This window comes from Micromonospora sp. NPDC007220, from assembly GCF_040634035.1.
In the GTDB taxonomy this organism is placed as follows: Bacteria; Actinomycetota; Actinomycetes; order Mycobacteriales; family Micromonosporaceae; genus Micromonospora; species Micromonospora reichwaldensis.
The window spans coordinates 1-17,506 of record NZ_JBEYEU010000002.1 but is presented as its reverse complement, the minus strand read 5'-3'; the positions used below and the strand labels follow the sequence as shown (position 1 = coordinate 17,506).

General features: G+C 74.3%; 11 protein-coding genes and 1 pseudogene. 5 read left to right on the top strand and 7 right to left on the bottom strand.

What is annotated here, in order from left to right; genetic code table 11:
- Window positions 1-13 precede the first annotated feature (13 nt).
- The 3 genes from ABZ573_RS06210 to ABZ573_RS06200 are packed head-to-tail and all read left to right on the top strand — an operon-like array spanning window position 14 to window position 3,815.
- The gene (locus ABZ573_RS06210) at window positions 14-2,461 is read left to right on the top strand and encodes a sensor histidine kinase (protein ID WP_358116206.1); all 2,448 of its coding nucleotides are present in this window, start codon (window positions 14-16) and stop codon (window positions 2,459-2,461) included.
- Window positions 2,458-2,850 (top strand): roadblock/LC7 domain-containing protein, encoded by a 393-nt coding sequence (locus tag ABZ573_RS06205; protein WP_088998933.1) that lies wholly within the window; start codon window positions 2,458-2,460, stop codon window positions 2,848-2,850. The genes ABZ573_RS06210 and ABZ573_RS06205 overlap by 4 nt, the downstream gene beginning before the upstream one ends.
- Window positions 2,847-3,815, top strand: a complete 969-nt coding sequence (locus ABZ573_RS06200; RefSeq protein ID WP_358116203.1) for a TAXI family TRAP transporter solute-binding subunit — start codon at window positions 2,847-2,849, stop codon at window positions 3,813-3,815. The genes ABZ573_RS06205 and ABZ573_RS06200 overlap by 4 nt, the downstream gene beginning before the upstream one ends.
- 10 nt (window positions 3,816-3,825) lie before the next feature.
- On the opposite strand, the gene ABZ573_RS06195 is transcribed toward ABZ573_RS06200, so the two are convergent.
- The 6 genes from ABZ573_RS06195 to ABZ573_RS06170 all read right to left on the bottom strand — a co-directional run bounded on the left by ABZ573_RS06195 (window position 3,826) and on the right by ABZ573_RS06170 (window position 10,601).
- Window positions 3,826-4,362 (bottom strand): hypothetical protein, encoded by a 537-nt coding sequence (locus ABZ573_RS06195; protein ID WP_358116199.1) that lies wholly within the window; start codon window positions 4,360-4,362, stop codon window positions 3,826-3,828.
- Window positions 4,363-6,255: a DNA primase gene (dnaG, locus tag ABZ573_RS06190; protein ID WP_358116732.1), complete on the bottom strand. Its 1,893-nt coding sequence runs from the start codon at window positions 6,253-6,255 to the stop codon at window positions 4,363-4,365.
- A 137-nt stretch (window positions 6,256-6,392) separates the two neighbouring features.
- The gene (locus ABZ573_RS06185; RefSeq protein WP_358116196.1) at window positions 6,393-8,027 is read right to left on the bottom strand and encodes a BCCT family transporter; all 1,635 of its coding nucleotides are present in this window, start codon (window positions 8,025-8,027) and stop codon (window positions 6,393-6,395) included.
- Window positions 8,028-8,104: 77 nt separating this feature from the next.
- Window positions 8,105-8,941 (bottom strand): siderophore-interacting protein, encoded by an 837-nt coding sequence (locus ABZ573_RS06180; protein ID WP_358116193.1) that lies wholly within the window; start codon window positions 8,939-8,941, stop codon window positions 8,105-8,107.
- A 15-nt stretch (window positions 8,942-8,956) separates the two neighbouring features.
- Window positions 8,957-10,258 carry a deoxyguanosinetriphosphate triphosphohydrolase gene (locus ABZ573_RS06175; RefSeq protein ID WP_151456295.1) on the bottom strand — a complete coding sequence of 434 codons (1,302 nt, stop codon included), beginning with the start codon at window positions 10,256-10,258 and terminating at the stop codon, window positions 8,957-8,959.
- On the bottom strand, window positions 10,248-10,601 hold the full coding sequence (locus tag ABZ573_RS06170) for a VOC family protein (RefSeq protein ID WP_327029308.1): 354 nt from the start codon (window positions 10,599-10,601) through the stop codon (window positions 10,248-10,250). The genes ABZ573_RS06175 and ABZ573_RS06170 overlap by 11 nt, the downstream gene beginning before the upstream one ends.
- Window positions 10,602-10,794: 193 nt before the next feature.
- Between ABZ573_RS06170 and ABZ573_RS06165 the strand changes: the two genes are divergently transcribed.
- The gene (locus ABZ573_RS06165) at window positions 10,795-11,280 is read left to right on the top strand and encodes a roadblock/LC7 domain-containing protein (protein WP_151456293.1); all 486 of its coding nucleotides are present in this window, start codon (window positions 10,795-10,797) and stop codon (window positions 11,278-11,280) included.
- Window positions 11,281-11,410: 130 nt separating this feature from the next.
- Here the strand turns inward: ABZ573_RS06165 and ppdK are convergent, their stop codons facing one another.
- On the bottom strand, window positions 11,411-14,143 hold the full coding sequence (gene ppdK, locus ABZ573_RS06160; protein ID WP_358116188.1) for a pyruvate, phosphate dikinase: 2,733 nt from the start codon (window positions 14,141-14,143) through the stop codon (window positions 11,411-11,413).
- Window positions 14,144-14,515: 372 nt separating this feature from the next.
- On the opposite strand from ppdK, the pseudogene ABZ573_RS06155 reads away from it, so the two are divergent.
- Window positions 14,516-16,222 (top strand): annotated as a pseudogene (locus ABZ573_RS06155) (beta-N-acetylhexosaminidase); the annotation flags it as partial.
- Window positions 16,223-17,506 lie beyond the last annotated feature (1,284 nt).

The following is a 17,506-nucleotide window of genomic DNA, read 5'->3' as shown; positions in this document are numbered from 1 at the left end:
CCGGAGGGCCCGAGTGTCGCTCCCCACCCCCGGCCGCGTACGCCGGCACCACCGGCCCGCCGACCACACCGACCGGCTGTGGTCGGTACGCACCCAGCTGCTCGCGCCCATCCTGGTGGCCACGGTCGGCCTGGTGGTGCTGGGGGCGGCCCAGACCGCCACCGCCCTGGACGCCTCCGACGACGCGGACCGCGCCCGGGTGCTGGCCGGCACCGCGACGGCCACCGTGCGCCTGGTGCACGAGCTGGAACGGGAACTCGGCGAGACGGCGGCCCTGCGCCAGCGGGGCGGCAGCAGCGGACGGCCCCTCGTCGACGCGCAGCGACGACGGGTCGACGCGTCCGTCGAGCGCTACCGCGGCGCCAGCCGGGACGCCCGCCGCGCCGCCCCCGACCTGCGCCAGGTGCTCGACGGCGCGGACGCGCAGCTCGGCCAGCTCGAACCGGCCCGCGGGTCCGCGCTGGGCGGCACCACCGCCGACCCGGCCTACCTCTCGCTTGTCGAGTCGCTGCTCGCCGTCGCCGACGCGCTGCCGGCCCAGCTGCGCGACCGCGAGCTGGCCAACGGGGCCCGGGAGGTGGCGGCCGTGGCCGCCCAGGAACACCTCGCCGCCGTGGAACGCGACCTGCTCCGCGCCGTCTTCGTGCGGGGCACGCTGGTGAACGGGGAACTGGTCCGCCTCGGCCAGTTGCGGGGCGCGCAGGAGCAGCGTCAGGCCGAGTTCTCCCGGATCGCCGGCCGGCCGGCGGCGGACGCGTACACCCGGCTGGTGGCCGGGACCGACGTCTCCACCGCCCGCCGGATGCGCGACAGCGCGCTCAACGTGGAGTCCGAGCCCGCCGGGCTGAGGACCGACGGCGACGCCTGGTACGTGGCCCAGAGCGGGGCCATCCGGCGGTACAACCTGCTCGGCCGGGAACTCTCCGAGGAGCTCGACCGCAAGGCCGCCGGGCTGGCCCGCGACGCCCAGCGGCGGGCCCTGGTCACCGGAGGCGCGACCACCGCCGTCGCGCTGGCGTCGTTGACCGCCGCCGTGCTGCTCGCCGTCCGCACCAGCCGTCGCCTGCGCCGGCTGCGGGTCGCGGCGCTCGCCATGGCGCACCGCGAGCTGCCGGAGCGGATCACCGCCATCGCCTCCGGTGACGGCGCGCCGACCGACGGCGCGGCCACCCGGCTGACCGCCGGCATCGGGCAGGGCCGGGACGAGATCGCGCAGGTCGCCCAGGCCTTCGACACGGTGAACCGGGCCGCCCTGCGTCTGGCCGGTGAACAGGCCGAGGTGCGGATGGACGTGACCCGGATGGCCGAGGCCCTGGCCCGGCGCATCCGTACCCTGATCACCCGCCAGCTGCGGCTGCTCGACGAGTTCGAACGCGAGGAGACCGACCCGGACGCGCTGGCCCGGCTCTTCGCGCTGGACCACCTCGCCGCCCGCATGCGGCGCAACGGCGAGAACCTCCTCGTCCTCGCCGGCGGGGAGCCCGGCCGTACGCACGACGGCGCCCACCTCCTCGCCGACGTGGTGCGGGCGGCCGCCTCGGAGATCGAGGACTACCCGCGGGTGGAGGTCGACGTGCCGACCGCCGCGGTGCACGGGGCCGCCGTGGGCAACCTGGTCCACCTCCTCGCCGAGCTGCTGGAGAACGCCACCGTCTACTCCCCGCCGAACTCCCCGGTGCACGTCGACGGCCGGCGCACGATCGACGGCCTCACGTTGCGCGTACACGACCAGGGCATCGGCATCAGCGACAGCCGCCTCGCCTCGATCAACGAGCGGCTGCTCGCCCCCGCGATGCTCTCCAGCGCCTCCGCCGGCAGCATGGGCCTGCACGTGGTGGCCCACCTGGCGGCCCGGCACGGGGTGCGGGTGCAGCTGCACAACAGCGGCGCGGGCACCGTCGCGCAGGTGGAGATCCCCGAGTCGGCGCTGACCCGCGTCGAGGACGTCGCCCCGCGCTCCGCCCCGGAGGGACGCGCTCCCGCGCAGGCCGCCCCGCAGGTGCGCGCACCTGCGGGGCCCGTCCGGACGGTGCCCGCGCAGGCGCCGCCGCCCGTGCGTACGCACGCGCCGGTCGTTCCCGCCCAGACCGCCTGGTTCCGGCCCCGGACCGGGGCCGGTGGTCCCGCCACCCTGCCGGACCTGACCAGCGTCCACCACGCGCCGACGATCACGCTCCCGGTGCTCGGCGCGCGCCCGACCGGGTCGGGTGGCGGCGCCGCGATGCCGCCGTCCCGTCCCGCGTCGGCCCCGCCCGCACCGCCTCCGCTCACCGGGGCCGGGCTGCCGCGCCGCACCCGGGGCGGCCAACTGCCGGCCGCGCTGCACGAGGCCCCGACGGCGCGGCCGGCGGGCGACCTGCTCGACCCCGAGGTCGTGCGGTCCCGGCTGTCCTCGCTCGCCGAGGGAGTGGCCGCGGCGACCCGACGTACCCAGACGACACCCCCCAGGAGAATCCCATGACCCCATCCGAGAGCGCCGGCCTGGACTGGCTCCTGGCCAACTTCGCCGAACAGGTGCCGGACGTGTCGCACGCCCTCGCGGTCTCCGGCGACGGGCTGCGGCTGGCGGCCTCGCCCCACCTCGCGCCCGACCAGGTGGACCAGCTCTCCGCCGTGATCAGCGGCCTGGCCAGCCTGACCGTCGGTGCCGCCCGGCTGATGTCGGCCGGCCGCGTACGCCAGCAGATCGTCGACATGGACGGCGGGGTGATGCTGGTGATGGCGGTCGGCGAGCGCGCGCTCGTCGGGGTGCTCGCCGCGCCCGGCTGCGACCTCGGCCAGATCGGCTACGAGACCGCCATGCTGGTCCAGCGGGTGGCGGAGGCCCTGGAGCCGGCGGTCCGGGCGTGATCGGACGGTCCTCCCGGTTGCTGGCGGCCCTGCTGGCGGCCGTGCTCGCCACCGGTTGCGGCGCGGCCGAGGCCGGGCCGCAACCCTGGCACGGTGGCCGGATCTTCCTCGCCACCGGCAACACCACAGGCGTCTACTACCAGCTCGGCGGCGGCTACGCGGACGTGATCAGCCGGCACCTGCCCGGCTACGAGGCACGGGCCGAGCCGACCGGCGCGTCGGTGGAGAACGTCAACCGGCTGGCCAGCGGCGACATGGAGATCGCCTTCAGCCTCGCCGACACGGCGGCCGACGCCGTCGCGGGGCGCGGGGCCTTCGAGGGCCAGCCGCAGCCGGTGCGGGCGTTGGCCCGGGTCTACAGCAACTACACCCACGTCATCGTCCGCGCCGACGCGAAGGTCACCAAGCTGTCGGGCCTGCGCGGGAAGCGGGTCTCCACCGGCTCGCCGAGGTCCGGCACGGACATCATCGCCGGGCGTCTGCTGACCGCCGCCGGCCTAGACCCGGACCGGGACGTCGTCCGGGCCACGCTCTCCCTGCCGGAGACCGTGAAGCGGATGCGGGCCGGCACGCTCGACGCGATGTTCTTCTCCGGCGGCCTGCCCACGCCGGGCATCGCCGACCTGCTGGCCAGCGCGCCCGGCAGGTACGCGCTGCTGCCGATCGTCGACCTGATGGAGCCGCTCACCGCGCGCCACGGCTCGGTCTACACCACGGCGGAGCTGCCGAAGGAGGCCTACAAGACGAGGAGCGGCACGCCGACGGTCACGGTGGCGAACGTCATCCTGGTCAGCGCCGACATGCCCGACCAGCTGGCGTACGACCTGACCCGGCTGCTCTTCGCCTACCAGGCCGACCTGGTGAAGGTGCACCCCGAGGCCGGCAACTTCACCCAGCAGAGCGCCTCGGGCACCGACCCGATCCCGCTGCACCCCGGGGCCGCGCGGTTCTACCAGCGCGGGTGACCCGCGCCGGTCAGACGTCCGCCGGGGCGGTGGCGGCGCGGGCCTCCGCCACGAGGCGGTCGGTCTCGGCGAGCACCTCGGGGTCGTCGGCCGGGGTGCCGGGGTCGAGACGGACCGTCCACGTGAGGCCGTCCACCCCCGGCACCCGGCGCGCCGCGACCCGGCCGGCGCCGCCGGGCACCGGGCGGTGCTGCGTGTACGCCACCGACCGGGTGACCCGCTCCCGCACCTGGTGCGGCAGCTCACCCGGGTCGAGCAGCAGGTGGCTCTCGGTTGGGCCGTCGGCCACCACCAGGTAACCGTCGCGCTCGGCGGACAACTCGGCCGGGGTCACCGTGAGCTGCCGGCCGGACCAGACCGCCTTGAGGATGTCGTGCCAGCCCAGCCTCTCCGCCCGGCCGGGCAGCCAGAGGCCGAGGTTGCTGGCCACGACGACCCCGTCGCCCTGGCCGTCGCCGACGGCGGCCCAGGCGAGCACCCGCTCCTCGGCGGCGAGCGGCGGCCGCTGGGCCGCGGGCAGCTTCGGCTTGCGGCGGAACAGTCCCATCTACAGCCCTCCCGCGGCCTGCTCGCGCAACGCCCGGGCGTGCTGTTCCAGCGACAGCAGCTCCCCGAAGGCGGCGAAGTACTCGTCCTTGTTGTTGACCGGGTTGATCCGCTGGATCCGGGACTTGAGATCCCTGATCCGGCTGGTCACCGAGCCAAACTGCAACCGGGCCATGGTGACCGAGACGTAGCGCGGGTCGGGCTCGCCGTCGATGCGCAGCGGCTCCACCGCCAGTTCGCCGACGAGCGCCCGGGCGGCCAGGTCCTCGCAGGCGTCGCGGACCGACTCGATCCAGACCGCGCCGCCGGTGGCCGTGGCGATCCCGCCGACCGCCGCGACGGCCGCCCGCACCGCCACGTGCACGGGGTGCCGGTACTCCGACGCCTCGACCGCGTCGAACATCGGCCCGGCCAGCACCGGCTCCTGGAGGGCGAGCTTCAGCGCCTCCCGCTCGACCATCGACTGCGGGTTGTCGACGATCGGCTCCGCCGGGGCGGGCCGGGGCGCGGGCGGGGCGTCCCGGCCGGGTGCGGCCGAGGCGGCGGCGAGCACGGCCCGCTGCACCGGCTCGATCTCCATGCCGAGGTCGCCGGCGAGCTTGCGCACGTACTCCGGGCGCTTCTCCCGGTCCTTGAGCTTGGCGACCAGCGGCGCGGCCCGGCGCATCGCCTCGACCCGGCCGTCGACGGTGTCGAGGTCGAAGCGGTTGATCACGTGCCGCAGCGCGAAGTCGACAAGCGGCTCGCGGCGGGCGACCAGGTCGCGGACGGCCAGGTCGCCCTTGGCCAGGCGCAGGTCGCAGGGGTCCATGTTGTCGGGGCTGACCGCGATGAACGTACGCCCGACGAAGCGCTGGTCGTCCTCGAAGGCACGCAGGGCGGCCTTCTGGCCGGCGGCGTCTCCGTCGAAGGTGAAGATGATCTCGCCGGCCACGTCGTCGGTGTCCATCAGCAGCCGGCGCAGCACCCCGATGTGGTCCCCGCCGAACGCCGTGCCGCAGGTCGCCACGGCCGTCGGGACCCCGGCCAGGTGGCAGGCCATCACGTCGGTGTAGCCCTCGACCACGACCACCTTGCCCTGTTTGGCGATCTCCCGCTTGGCCTGGTCGATCCCGTAGAGGACGTGCGACTTCTTGTAGATCGGCGTCTCGGGGGTGTTCAGGTACTTCGGGCCGTCGTCGTCGTCGAAGAGCTTGCGGGCGCCGAAGCCGATCACGTCGCCGGTCAGGTCGCGGATCGGCCACATCAGCCGGCGGCGGAACCGGTCGATCAGCGTGCCGGAACGCGACGGGCGGGACAGCCCGGCGGTGACCAGCTCGTCGTGGCTGAAGCCCTGCTGGCGCAGGTGCTTGGTGAGCAGGTCCCAGGCGTCGGGTGCGAAGCCGCAGCCGTAGCGCTCGGCGGCGGCCCGGTCGAAGCCGCGCCGGGCCAGGAACTCCCGGGCGGGACGCGCGCCGGCGGTGGTGAGCTGGCCGCGGTAGAACTCGACGGCGGCGGCGTGCGCGGCGACGAGGCGCTGCCGCTGCCCCTGCTGCGGGCGCGGGCGCGGCGCGGCCGAGTCGTTCTCGACGTAGCGCAGCTGGAGGCCGGCGCGGTCGGCGAGCCGCTCGACCGACTCGACGAAGCTGAGGTGCTCGGCGTCCATCAGGAACTTGATCGCGTCGCCGCCGGCGCCGCAGCCGAAGCAGTACCAGACGTTGCGGGCGGGCGAGACGTTGAACGACGGGCTCTTCTCGTCGTGGAACGGGCACAGCCCCTTGAGGTTGCCGCTGCCGGCCGACCTCAGGGTCACCGTCTCGGAGATGACGTCGGCGATCGAGCTGCGTTCCCGGACCAGCGCGATGTCCTCGTCCCGGATCCGCCCAGCCATGTCCGCCACCCCCTCGGCGTACATCCTGCCCTGCCGCACCGACGCCGCGCCGCCGGGGGACGCCGCGTGTGGCGACCACCGCCGTCACCTCGGCGCCCGCGCCCGCGACGGCCGCCCCCGCCCGGCCGGGTCACGGCCACCCGGCGCGGTGCCACGCCGGGTCAGCGCGGGCGCCGCAGGTAGCGCCGCACCGGCGGCGGGTCCTCCTCGTCGTACGACCGGGCGGCCCGGACGGCGGCGGCCAGGCCGGAGCGGCGGACCCGCGGCGGCGGGTTGACCGCCGGGTCCCGGGCCATGTCCCGGACCAGCGCGACGGCCAGGCCGAGCATCACCACGACGAAGGGCAGGGCGACGAGGATGGTCGCCTGTTGCAGCGCGTCCAGCCCGCCCACCAGCAGCAGTACGGCGGCGACCGCGCCGATCAGCACGCCCCAGACCACCACCAGCGCGCGGTGCGGGCGCAGCGCGCCCCGGGAGGTCAGCGAGCCGAGCACCAGCGACGCCGAGTCGGCGCTGGTGACGAAGTAGAGGGCGATCAGCACCATGGCCAGCACGCTGGTCAGCGTCGCCAGCGGCAGTGCCCCCAGCAGGCCGAAGAGGGCCTGCTCGGTGCCCGCCCCGACGTCGGCGACCAGGTCCCGGGCGCCGGTGGCCTGCGCCCGCAGCCCGCTCCCGCCCATCACCGCGAACCAGACCGCGCTGGCTCCGCTCGGCACCAGCAGCACCCCGACGACGAACTGCCGGACCGTACGGCCTCGGGAGATGCGGGCGATGAAGGTGCCCACGAAGGGCGCCCAGGAGATCCACCACGCCCAGTAGAAGATCGTCCAGGAGCCGAGCCACGACGGATCGGAGAAGGCGCCCGTGCGGGTCGACATGAAGACCAGGTTGCTGAGATAGTCGCCCACTGCGGCCGGCAGGACCTCCAGCGTGTAGATGGTCGGCCCGACCACGAAGACGAAGAGCATCAGCAGCACCGCCAGCAGCACGTTGGTGGTGGAGAGCCACTTGATGCCCCGGTGCAGCCCGGAGAAGGCGGAGATGACGAACGCCAGGGTGAGCGCGCCGATCACCACCAGTTCCACCGCGGTCGTGTCCGGAACACCCGCCACCAGGTCGAGACCGGCGGCGACCTGGAGCGCGCCGAGGCCGAGGCTCGTCGCCGAGCCGAACACGGTGGCGAAGACGGCCAGCAGGTCGATCGCCCGCCCGGCCGCGCCGTCGGCACGGTCCCCGAGCAGGGGGTGGAAGGCCGCCGAGATCCGGTTCTCCCGGCCCCTGCGGAAGGTCGAGTACGCCAGCGCGAGCGCGACGACGGCGTAGATCCCCCAGGGGTGCAGCGTCCAGTGGAAGAGGGTGTACTGCATCGCCGTGGCACCGGCCGCGCCGGTCTGCGGTGCGACGCCGGTGGCCGGCGGAGGCATGGCGTAGTGCTGGATGGGCTCGGCGACGGCGAAGAAGACCAGGCCGATCCCCATCCCGGCGCTGAACATCATGGCCACCCAGGCCAGCGTGCTGAACTCCGGTTCGTCGTCGTCGGCACCGAGCCGGATCCGGCCGAACCTCGTCGTCGCGATGATCACCGAGAGCACCAGGAAGGCGTCGGCGGCCACCACGAAGAACCAGCCGAAGGTGTCGATGACCCAGGCCAGGCCCGACTCGCCGAAGCCGGCCAGGGAGCCCCGGGCCAGCACGCCCCACGTCACCACGGCCAGTACGCCGCCGACGCTGAGCGCCAACACCGTCCGGTCGATCCGGCCCACGGCCTGCGCCCGGTCCCGTACCTGCCCGCTCATGGCCACCCCCTGCCCATCCTGCTGGGCAGGGAGGCGGCACACGGCGATATCGGGCGAACCTGCCCGGCAGTGGTTGGTCAGGCGGGGACGGCGGCGGCCTCCTCGGCCTCCACCTGCCGCTTCCAGTCGGACTTGCTGGCCCGCCAACCCTCGTCGTCCATGCCCCGGCGCCAGTAGCCGGAGATGGAGAGCCGCTCGCGGGGAACGGCGTGCTCGACGCGGAGCAGGCGCCGCAGCTCCTTGACGAAGGTGGCCTCGCCGTGCACGAAGGCCTGCACGTCCCCGGGCGGGAACTCCAGGGCGCGGACGGCCGCGACCAGGGCCTCCCCGACCGGGCGGTCGCCCCGGTGCAGCCAGGTCAGGCGCACCGCGCCCGGGCTGGCCAGCGGCTGCTCCTCGGTCGGGTCGGCGACCTCGACGAAGACGGTGGCCGGGGCGCCGGCGGGCAGCCGCTCCAGGGCGGCGGCGATGGCCGGCAGCGCGCTCTCGTCGCCCACCAGCAGGTGCCAGTCGGCGTCGGGGCTGGGGGCGTACTCCCCGCCGGGGCCGACGAAGGGCACCGGGTCGCCGGGGCGCAGCGCGGCCGCCCACGGCCCGCCCAGCCCCACGTCACCGTGGTGCACGATGTCGACGGTCAGCTCGCCGGCCGACGCGTCCCAGGCCCGCACGGTGTACGCGCGCAGCCGGGGCCACTGCTCCCGGGGCAGGTCGCGGCGGAGCGCGTTGAGATCCGCCGGGATCGGGTACCGCGTCCCCGGCGCCGGGAAGACGATCTTGATGTAGTGGTCGGTGAACTCGCCCACCGGCAGGCCGGTCAGCTCCTCACCCCCGAGCACCAGCCGGACGACGTGGGGGGTGGGCCGCTCGGTGCGCAGTACCCGGGCGGTGGTGACCTTGATGGGGCGCTCCGTCATGCCGGTTAGGCTAGCCTAAGTTCGCGCGCCTGCCCATCCCTGATCTCCCGCCGGCGGGTGCCCGCGCCCACCGCGCACCACCCGCGCGTGCCAGGCGACAGCCGCCGGGTCGGTCAGCGAGGCCACCTGGTCGACCACCACCCGGAGCCGGGCCGCGTCGTCCGGCGCGGCCGACCAGAGCGGGGCGAAGACGGGATCCAGCCCGTCCGGCGCCCGGTCGGCCAGGGCGTGCACCAACTCGGCCAGCACCTCCCGCTGCCGCCGGTAGCGGTCCCCCGCGCCGGGGCGACGCATCACGTACCGCAGGGCGATGCCCTTGAGCAGCGCGCACTGCGCCCCGATCCGCCGGGGCACCACCAGGTCGGCGGCGTAGCGGCGGTGCGGGCCGTGGCCGTACCGCTCCTGCGTGGCCGCCACCACCGTCGAGACGAAGCGGCCGGTCAGCACGCTGGTGGTGGCCTTCAGCGCCGCCTGCGCGCGGTGGCTGCCGTCGTAACCGGCCAGCGGGGCGAGCACCGGGTCGCCGAGCAGCTCCAGCAGCACGTCGCCGAGGTCGGCCGGGGACTCGCCCGAGTAGGTGGCGGCGACGTCGGCGCAGAGCGCGGCCCGCTCGTCGGGGTCGCGCAGCAGCGTGCGCAGCGCCACGTACCCGCCGTGGATGCCGTCCTCGACGTCGTGCACCGAGTACGCGACGTCGTCGGCCCAGTCCATCACCTGCGCCTCCAGGCAGCGCCGGTCGTCACCCGGGCCGCCCGTACGCAGCCAGGCGAAGAGCGGGAGGTCGTCGTCGTACACCCCGAACTTGCGCTGCTCTTGGCGGCGGGGCCACGGGTACTTGCTGACCGCGTCGAGCGATGCCCGGGTCAGGTTGAGGCCGGCGGACCGCCCGTCCGGGGCCACCACCTTGGCCTCCAGGCGGGTCAGCACCCGCAGCGTCTGCGCGTTGCCCTCGAAGCCGCCGCACCCGGCCGCGAGGTCGTCCAGCGCGTCCTCGCCGTTGTGCCCGAACGGCGGGTGACCGAGATCGTGGGCGAGCCCCGCGGTGTCGACCACGTCCGGGTCGCAGCCCAGCCGGGCCCCCATCTCGCGGGCGATCTGCGCGACCTCCAGCGAGTGGGTCAGCCGGGTACGCAGGAAGTCGTCGGTGCCGGCCGTGTGCACCTGGGTCTTCGCGGCCAGCCGCCGGAACGCCGCCGAGTGCAGCACCCGGGCGCGGTCCCGCTCGTACGCCGACCGCCCGTGACCGGTGTCCTTCGGCGGCTCGGCGACCCAGCGGGCGACGTTCGGATCGTCCGGCCCGGGAGGCTCAGTCCTCACGCTGCCGCAGCACGCAGAACTCGTTGCCCTCCGGATCGGCCAGCACGGTCCACCCGCCGTCGCCCTGCCCCACGTCGACGTGCCGGGCCCCCATGTCGACCAGCCGCTCGACCTCGGCCTCCTGGTCGTCGGGACGCAGGTCGATGTGCAGCCGGTTCTTGGTCGTCTTGTCGTCGGTCACCGGCACGAAGACGATGCCCGGCAGCCGGTCGGCGGACCGGCGGATCTCCACCTCGTCCGGCTGCTCGGTGACCACCTGGTAGCCCAGCGCCTCGGCCCACCAGCGGGCGAGCCGGGCGGGGTCCCGGGCGTCGACGGTCAGGCTCTCCCAGGCGCTGCTCATGTCGATCAGGTTACGCCCGCGCGCCGCGAACGGCGCGCCGCCGGCGCGCGCCCGACGGCTACGCAACCTCCGAACAGTCGAGAGTTGTCGACCGATCGCCGTCGGTTACGGGATCGCGGTCCGGCATGGCCGCCGGTAGCGTTCCCAGCGCGGAACGTGACCAGACTGAGGGCCCGACGGTGGGGAGACGCCCGTGAACGCGGACACGATGATGGGAACGGAACTGTCGGAGCTGCGCCGGCGCCGCCCGGAGGTGGCGGGCACGGTGCTGGCCGGGACCGACGGCCTGCTGATCTCCAGCGACCTGCCGACGACGGACGCCACCCACCTGGCGGCGCTCGCGGCGGCGAGCTTCGGCCTCGGTCACCGGGTGGCCGACACCGTGCGGCACGGCGAGTTCCGGGAATCGGTGGTCCGCACCTCGACCGGCGCCGTCGTCACCTATCCCGCCGGGCGCAACGCCCTGTTGACGCTGGTCGCCGACGCCAGCGCCGACCTGGACGAGCTGCACGCCGACGCGCGGGCGGTGGCCCGGCGCACCGGCTCGGTGCTGGACACCAGCCGCCTGATCGGGGCGGCGACGGTGCCCGAGGCACACGCCCGGCTCGCGGCCCGCACCTCGGGCGGCAGGCTGCCCCGGCGCGTCACCCCCCACGCCTGGCGCCGCCCGCCGGTCTGAGCAACCCCCGGGAGTCGGTCCGCGACCGACTCCCGACCCACGGTGCGGTCGCGCCGGCACGGGCCGCCCGCACGGCAGCGGCGGCGGACCCGCTCCCCCGGGTCCGCCGCCGGCCTGTCGTCCTCGCGCGTCAGCGGCTGTCGGAGCCGTCCGTCTCCACCGCCGCGCGGCCGGCCTCCAGCCGGGCGACGGGCACCCGGAAGGGGGAGCAGGACACGTAGTCCAGGCCGACCTCGTGGAAGAAGTGCACCGACTCCGGGTCGCCCCCGTGCTCGCCGCAGACGCCGAGCTTCAGCTCCGGCCGGGCCGCCCGGCCCTCCTCCGCGGCGATGCGCACCAGCCGGCCCACGCCGTCGCGGTCGATCGACTCGAACGGCGAGATGCCGAAGATGCCCAGCTCCAGGTAGCGCCAGAAGAACGCGCCCTCGACGTCGTCGCGGGAGAACCCCCAGCCCATCTGGGTCAGGTCGTTGGTGCCGAAGGAGAAGAACTGCGCCGCCTCGGCGATCTGGCCGGCGGTCAGCGCCGCCCGGGGCACCTCGATCATCGTGCCGATCAGCACCTCGACGCCGCTGTCCCCGACCACCTCGGCGATGATCTTCTCGGCCTCGGCGCGGACCGTCTCCAGCTCCTGCACCGCGCCGACCAGGGGGACCATGATCTCCGGCCTGGCCACCGCGCCGCTGCGGGTGACGGTGACCGCGGCCTCCGCGATCGCCCGGACCTGCATGGCGAACAGACCGGGGATGACCAGGCCGAGGCGGACGCCACGCAGGCCCAGCATCGGGTTCTCCTCGTGCATCCGCCGGACGGCGGCGAGCAGCGCCTCCTCCTGCGCCACGTCCTCGCCGCGCTCCTGGGCGACCGCCACGTTGACCGCGAGCTGCTCCAGCGGGGGCAGGAACTCGTGCAGCGGCGGGTCGATCAGCCGGACGGTGACGGGCATCCCGTCCATCTCCCGGAAGATCTCCTCGAAGTCGGCCCGCTGCAACGGGAGCAGCGCCGCCAGCGCGGCCTCGCGCTCGGTGTTGTCGCGGGCCAGGATCAGCCGCTCGACCAGCTCGCGCCGGTCGCCGAGGAACATGTGCTCGGTGCGGCACAGCCCGATGCCCTCCGCGCCGAAGCGCCGGGCCCGGGCGGCGTCCGCGCCGGTGTCGGCGTTCGTGCGGACGGCCAGCCGCCGCCTGGCGTCGGCGTGCGACATGATCCGGTGTACGGCCCGGACCAGCGGATTGTCGACGTGCTCGGGGTCGAGGCTGCCCTCGAAGTACTGCACCACCTCCGACGGCATGACCGGCACCTCGCCGAGGTAGACCTTGCCGGTGGTGCCGTCGATGGAGACGACGTCGCCCTCGACGACGGTCTGCCCGCCGACGACGAACCGGCGCTGCGGGACGTTGACCTCGATCTCGTCGGCGCCGGAGACGCAGGTCTTGCCCATCCCCCGCGCCACCACGGCGGCGTGGCTGGTCTTGCCGCCGCGCGAGGTGAGGATGCCCTGGGCGGCGATCATGCCGTTGAGGTCGTCGGGGTTGGTCTCGCGCCGGACCAGGATCACCGACTCCCCCTCGGCGGCCAGTTCGACCGCGCGGGCGGAGGTGAAGACCACCTTGCCCGACGCCGCGCCCGGCGACGCCCCGATGCCCTTCGCCACCGGCTGGAACTCGTGGTCGAGCCGGAACCGGGGGAACATCAGCTGGGCGAGCTGCGCGCCGTTGACCCGGTGCAGCGCCTCGTCGAGGTCGATCAGGCCCTCGTCGACGAGCTGCCCGGCGATGACGAACGCCGCGGCGGCGGTGCGCTTGCCGACGCGCGTCTGGAGCATCCAGAGCTTGCCGCGCTCGATGGTGAACTCGATGTCGCAGAGGTCCCTGTAGTGACCCTCCAGCCGGGCCATGATGCCGAGCAGTTCGTCGTAGGACTTCTTGTCCAGCCGCTCCAGCTCCTGCAACGGCACGGTGTTGCGGATGCCCGCGACCACGTCCTCGCCCTGGGCGTTGGCCAGGTAGTCGCCGTAGATGCCCTGGGCGCCGCTGGCGGGGTCGCGGGTGAACGCGACGCCGGTGCCGGAGTCCGGGCCGAGGTTGCCGAAGACCATCGCCACCACGTTGACCGCCGTGCCCAGGTCGGCCGGGATCCGCTCCTGGCGGCGGTAGAGCACCGCGCGCTCGGCGTTCCACGACTCGAAGACCGCGCGGATGGCCAGGTCGAGCTGCTCGCGCGGCTCCTGCGGGAACTCCCGGCCGGTGTGCTTGAAGAAGATCTTCTTGTACGCGTCGACCAGCCCCCGCAGGTCGTCGGCGTCGAGGTCGAGGTCGTCGTGGGTGCCCTTGGCCCGCTTGGCGTCGTCGAGCGCGTGCTCGAACTCCTCGCCCGGCACCTCGCACACCGTCTTGCCGAACATCTGGATCAGGCGGCGGTAGGAGTCCCAGGCGAACCGGTCCGCGCCGCCGGAGGTCTGCGCGTGCGCGCCGCTGGCCTGTCGCGCGAGCCCCTGGACGCTGCGGTCGTTGAGGCCGACGTTGAGGACGGTCTCCATCATGCCGGGCATGGAGAACTTGGCGCCGGAACGGACGGACACCAGCAGCGGGTCCTCCGGGTCACCGAGGCGCTTGCCCATCGCCTGCTCCAGCGACGCGAGGTGCGCGGCGATCTGGTCGGCCAGGCCGTCCGGCTCCTCCCTGGTGGCGAGATACGCCTTGCAGGCCTCCGTGGTGATCGTGAAGCCCGGTGGGACCGGCAGGCCGAGATTGGTCATCTCGGCCAGGTTGGCCCCCTTGCCACCGAGCAGTTCCTTGAGATCCTTGTTGCCCTCGGCGAAGGCGTACACGTACTTGTGTTCCACCGTCTCCTGCTTTGCCACCAGAGCCCTCCCACGCGCGCCGGTCCGACACTTAACGAAGGTTCAGTCGCTCTCATACCCCGGGACGGACCACCGGCAATCCCGGTGCCGAGCCGGCCGGTGGGCGAAGGCTAAGCGAACTTCGCGTGGCCCGGGACCGTTCGGTGACAATAGGCACAGCTATCACGACTATCCGCGTTCGTACCGGTTTTTGGGAACGCTTCCACGCGCACGATCACGCATTTCCGGCTCCGCCTCGTATTCTTGGCCGCACGCTTTTCGGTGAACCTCACCTTTGCCATAACCGCCGCAAATACACCCCTCGGAGCCGACGCCGTGCCAGCCGTTCCCACCGCCGCCCCGGAGCCGCTCGACCCGTCCCGCGCCGCCGGGGTGGACGAGCGGGAGCCCGGCCACCGCGCCCTACCGATCCACGAACCGGCCGCCGCCGAGCTGGCCCGGGCGGCGACCCGGGCCGCCGACGACCTGCTCACCCCGCCGCCCGGGACCGCCGACGACCTGCCCGTCACGCCGGCCCGGGTCCGGCTGGGCGACGTCGTGCCCGCCCCGGAGCGGGTCGCGCCGGCGCTGGGCGCCGACTTCGTCCTCACTCCCGACGCGGCGATCCGGGTGAACGGCGACGACGACGCCCGCGCCGTCGCCGGTCAGCTGGCCGCCCTGCTCCGGCCGGCCACCGGCTACCCGCTGCCGGTGACCGACGCCACCCGACCGGAGCCGGCCGGCGGCATCACCCTGACGCTGGCCGCCTCCGCCGACCTCGGCCCGGAGGGCTACCGGCTCGACGTGACGCCCGACGGCGTACGGATCGAGGCCGCCACCCCGGCCGGGCTCTTCCACGGCGTGCAGACGCTGCGGCAGCTCCTGCCCGCCGCCATCGAGAGCCCGGTGCCGGTAGCCGAGCACTGGGCGCTGCCCGGCGGTTCGATCACCGACCGGCCCCGCTTCCCCTACCGGGGGGCGATGCTCGACGTGGCCCGGCACTTCTTCGGCGTACCGGACGTGCTGCGGGTGATCGACCACCTGGCCCGCTACAAGCTCAACCACCTGCACCTGCACCTCACCGACGACCAGGGCTGGCGGATCGCGATCGACTCCTGGCCCCGGCTCGCGGAGGTCGGCGGGGCGGTCGAGGTGGGCGGCGGCCCGGGCGGGCACTACACGCGCGACGACTACCGGCGGATCGTCGCCTACGCCGCCGAGCGGCACGTCACCGTGGTGCCGGAGATCGACCTGCCGGGGCACACCAACGCCGCGCTGACCGCGTACGGCGAGCTGGCCCCGGACGGCACCGCGCCGCCGCCGTACACCGGCACCGAGGTCGGCTTCAGCTACGTCGACCCCACCAACGAGCGGACGTACGAGTTCGTCGCCGACGTGCTGGGCGAGATCGCGGCGCTCACCGCCGGGCCGTGGCTGCACATCGGGGGCGACGAGGCGTTCAAGGTACGTCCCGACGCGTACGCGGCCTTCGTCGAGCGGACCCAGCGCATCGTCGCCGCAACCGGCAAGACGGTGGTGGGCTGGCACCAGATCGCGCCCGTCGCGCACGCCGAGGGACGGGTGCTCCAGTGGTGGGGCACCAAGGGCGAGGACCCGGTCACGGCGGACGCCGTCCACCGGGGCGCGCGACTCGTCCTCTCCCCCGGCAACCACGCCTACCTCGACATGAAGTACGCCCCGGACACCCCCATCGGGCACGACTGGGCCGGCCTGATCGACGTGCGGCGGGCGTACGACTGGGATCCCGGCACCCACGTGGCCGGCGTGCCGGCCGACGCGGTGCTGGGCGTGGAGGCGCCGCTGTGGACCGAGTCGGTCACCTCGCGGGCCGAGGTCGAGTTCATGCTCTTCCCGCGCCTGCCCGCGATCGCCGAGCTGGGCTGGTCGCCCCGCGCGACGCACGACTGGGCCGGGTTCCGCGACCGGCTGGCAGGGCACGGCCCGCGCTGGGCCGAGGCCGGCATGGCCTTCCACCGCTCACCCGAGATCCCCTGGCCCGCCGAGCGGCCAGCTCCCGCCAAGCGGCAGGCGGCGATCCCCACCCAGGCCGCTCACCCGACTCCCACCGCGCCACACACGACGATCCCCACCCAGACCGACCAACCAACTCCCACCGGGCCGCGCACGGCGGCCCCCATCCAAACCAACCCCGAGGAGGCCTCCGCGCCAGGCCCGTCCGCCTGACGCCCGCGCCCGACGCCCCCATCCCCGCCGCGGTGGCGGTCGCCGCCGCCATCGCGGTCGTCACCGGGTCACCTGGCTCACCCCGGTTACCGGATCACCCGGGTTCACGGGTCACCCAGGTCCACGGATCAACGGATCAACGGATCAACGGATCAACGGATCAACGGTGGAGATCTTGGTACGAGATGGCCCCTGGAGGGGCGGTTTCTAACCAAGATCTCCGGTAGAAGCCCAGCGGACGGACGCGAGAGTGGGCACCGACGGGGTGTGGCCCGCCGTGCCCGGCGCAGGGACGGGGCGGTGGCGGTCGCCGCTGCCGTCGCGGTCGCGGTCACCGTGGCGGTCACGGGTGCCGTGACGGTCACGGGTGCCGTCGCCATCGCCGTCGCGGATGCCTCTCGATCTCGGGGTCAGGGCGGTTTCGCCTGACGCGTCACGCAGGGCACGTACCGCCGGTTGCCGGGGTGCCCGTTGCTGGCGGGCACGCGGACAGGCGGCACGGATGCGCTCCTCGGGGCGCTGTCGAGCTGATGTCGTAGACGATTCAGCGGTGCCGTCAGTCCCGGGCCGGAGAGGCGTGGGGATTGGGCGCGGAAAGAAGTCGCGGTTCGTGCCGTCGGGGCAGCGTGAGTCGTTTACGACATCAGCTCGACAGCGCGCTCGCCGCCCCATGCTGCACCCGACGACCGACGGCGGCGGACTGCAACGGGCTGCGGCGGGCTGCGGCGGGCTGCGGCGGGCTGCGGAGTCGTGGGAGTTTTGTCCGCTTCGCGGTGTCGGAGTCCGTGCCTGGATGTCCGTCGCCGTCCGGTGCGTCCCGTGGCCGGCGCCACCTCAGCGGCGGAATCGTGGGCCGGTGCGGGTCGTTGAACATGGCATACCCACGGCGCCTCCCCCGCGCCACGGTGGCCCGACCGGCCGGCGGAATGACTGGCCGACCCGGGTCGTTGAGACATCCCGGACGCCCGAGCAGGTCCCCCACCGCCGGAGCGATCCGTTCTGACTTCCCCCTCGCGGCACGCCGCTCCCCCGCGCGTCCGCGTACCCCCGATCGAAAGGTGCTGCCATCATGCGTACCGACATCCTGCGTAAGACCGCTCTGACCGCTGCCGGGCTCGCCTTCACCGGCGGCGCCATCGCCGGCCCCGTCACCACCGCCCTCGCCGCCCCCACCACCCC

Coding starts and splice junctions, on each gene's coding strand:
- ABZ573_RS06185 (WP_358116196.1), bottom strand. CDS start 8,027: ATGAGCGGGCAGGTACGGGACCGGGCGCAGGCCGTGGGCCGGATCGAC.
- ABZ573_RS06205 (WP_088998933.1), top strand. CDS start 2,458: ATGACCCCATCCGAGAGCGCCGGCCTGGACTGGCTCCTGGCCAACTTC.
- ABZ573_RS06180 (WP_358116193.1), bottom strand. CDS start 8,941: ATGACGGAGCGCCCCATCAAGGTCACCACCGCCCGGGTACTGCGCACC.
- ABZ573_RS06170 (WP_327029308.1), bottom strand. CDS start 10,601: ATGAGCAGCGCCTGGGAGAGCCTGACCGTCGACGCCCGGGACCCCGCC.
- ABZ573_RS06195 (WP_358116199.1), bottom strand. CDS start 4,362: ATGGGACTGTTCCGCCGCAAGCCGAAGCTGCCCGCGGCCCAGCGGCCG.
- dnaG (WP_358116732.1), bottom strand. CDS start 6,255: ATGTACGCCGAGGGGGTGGCGGACATGGCTGGGCGGATCCGGGACGAG.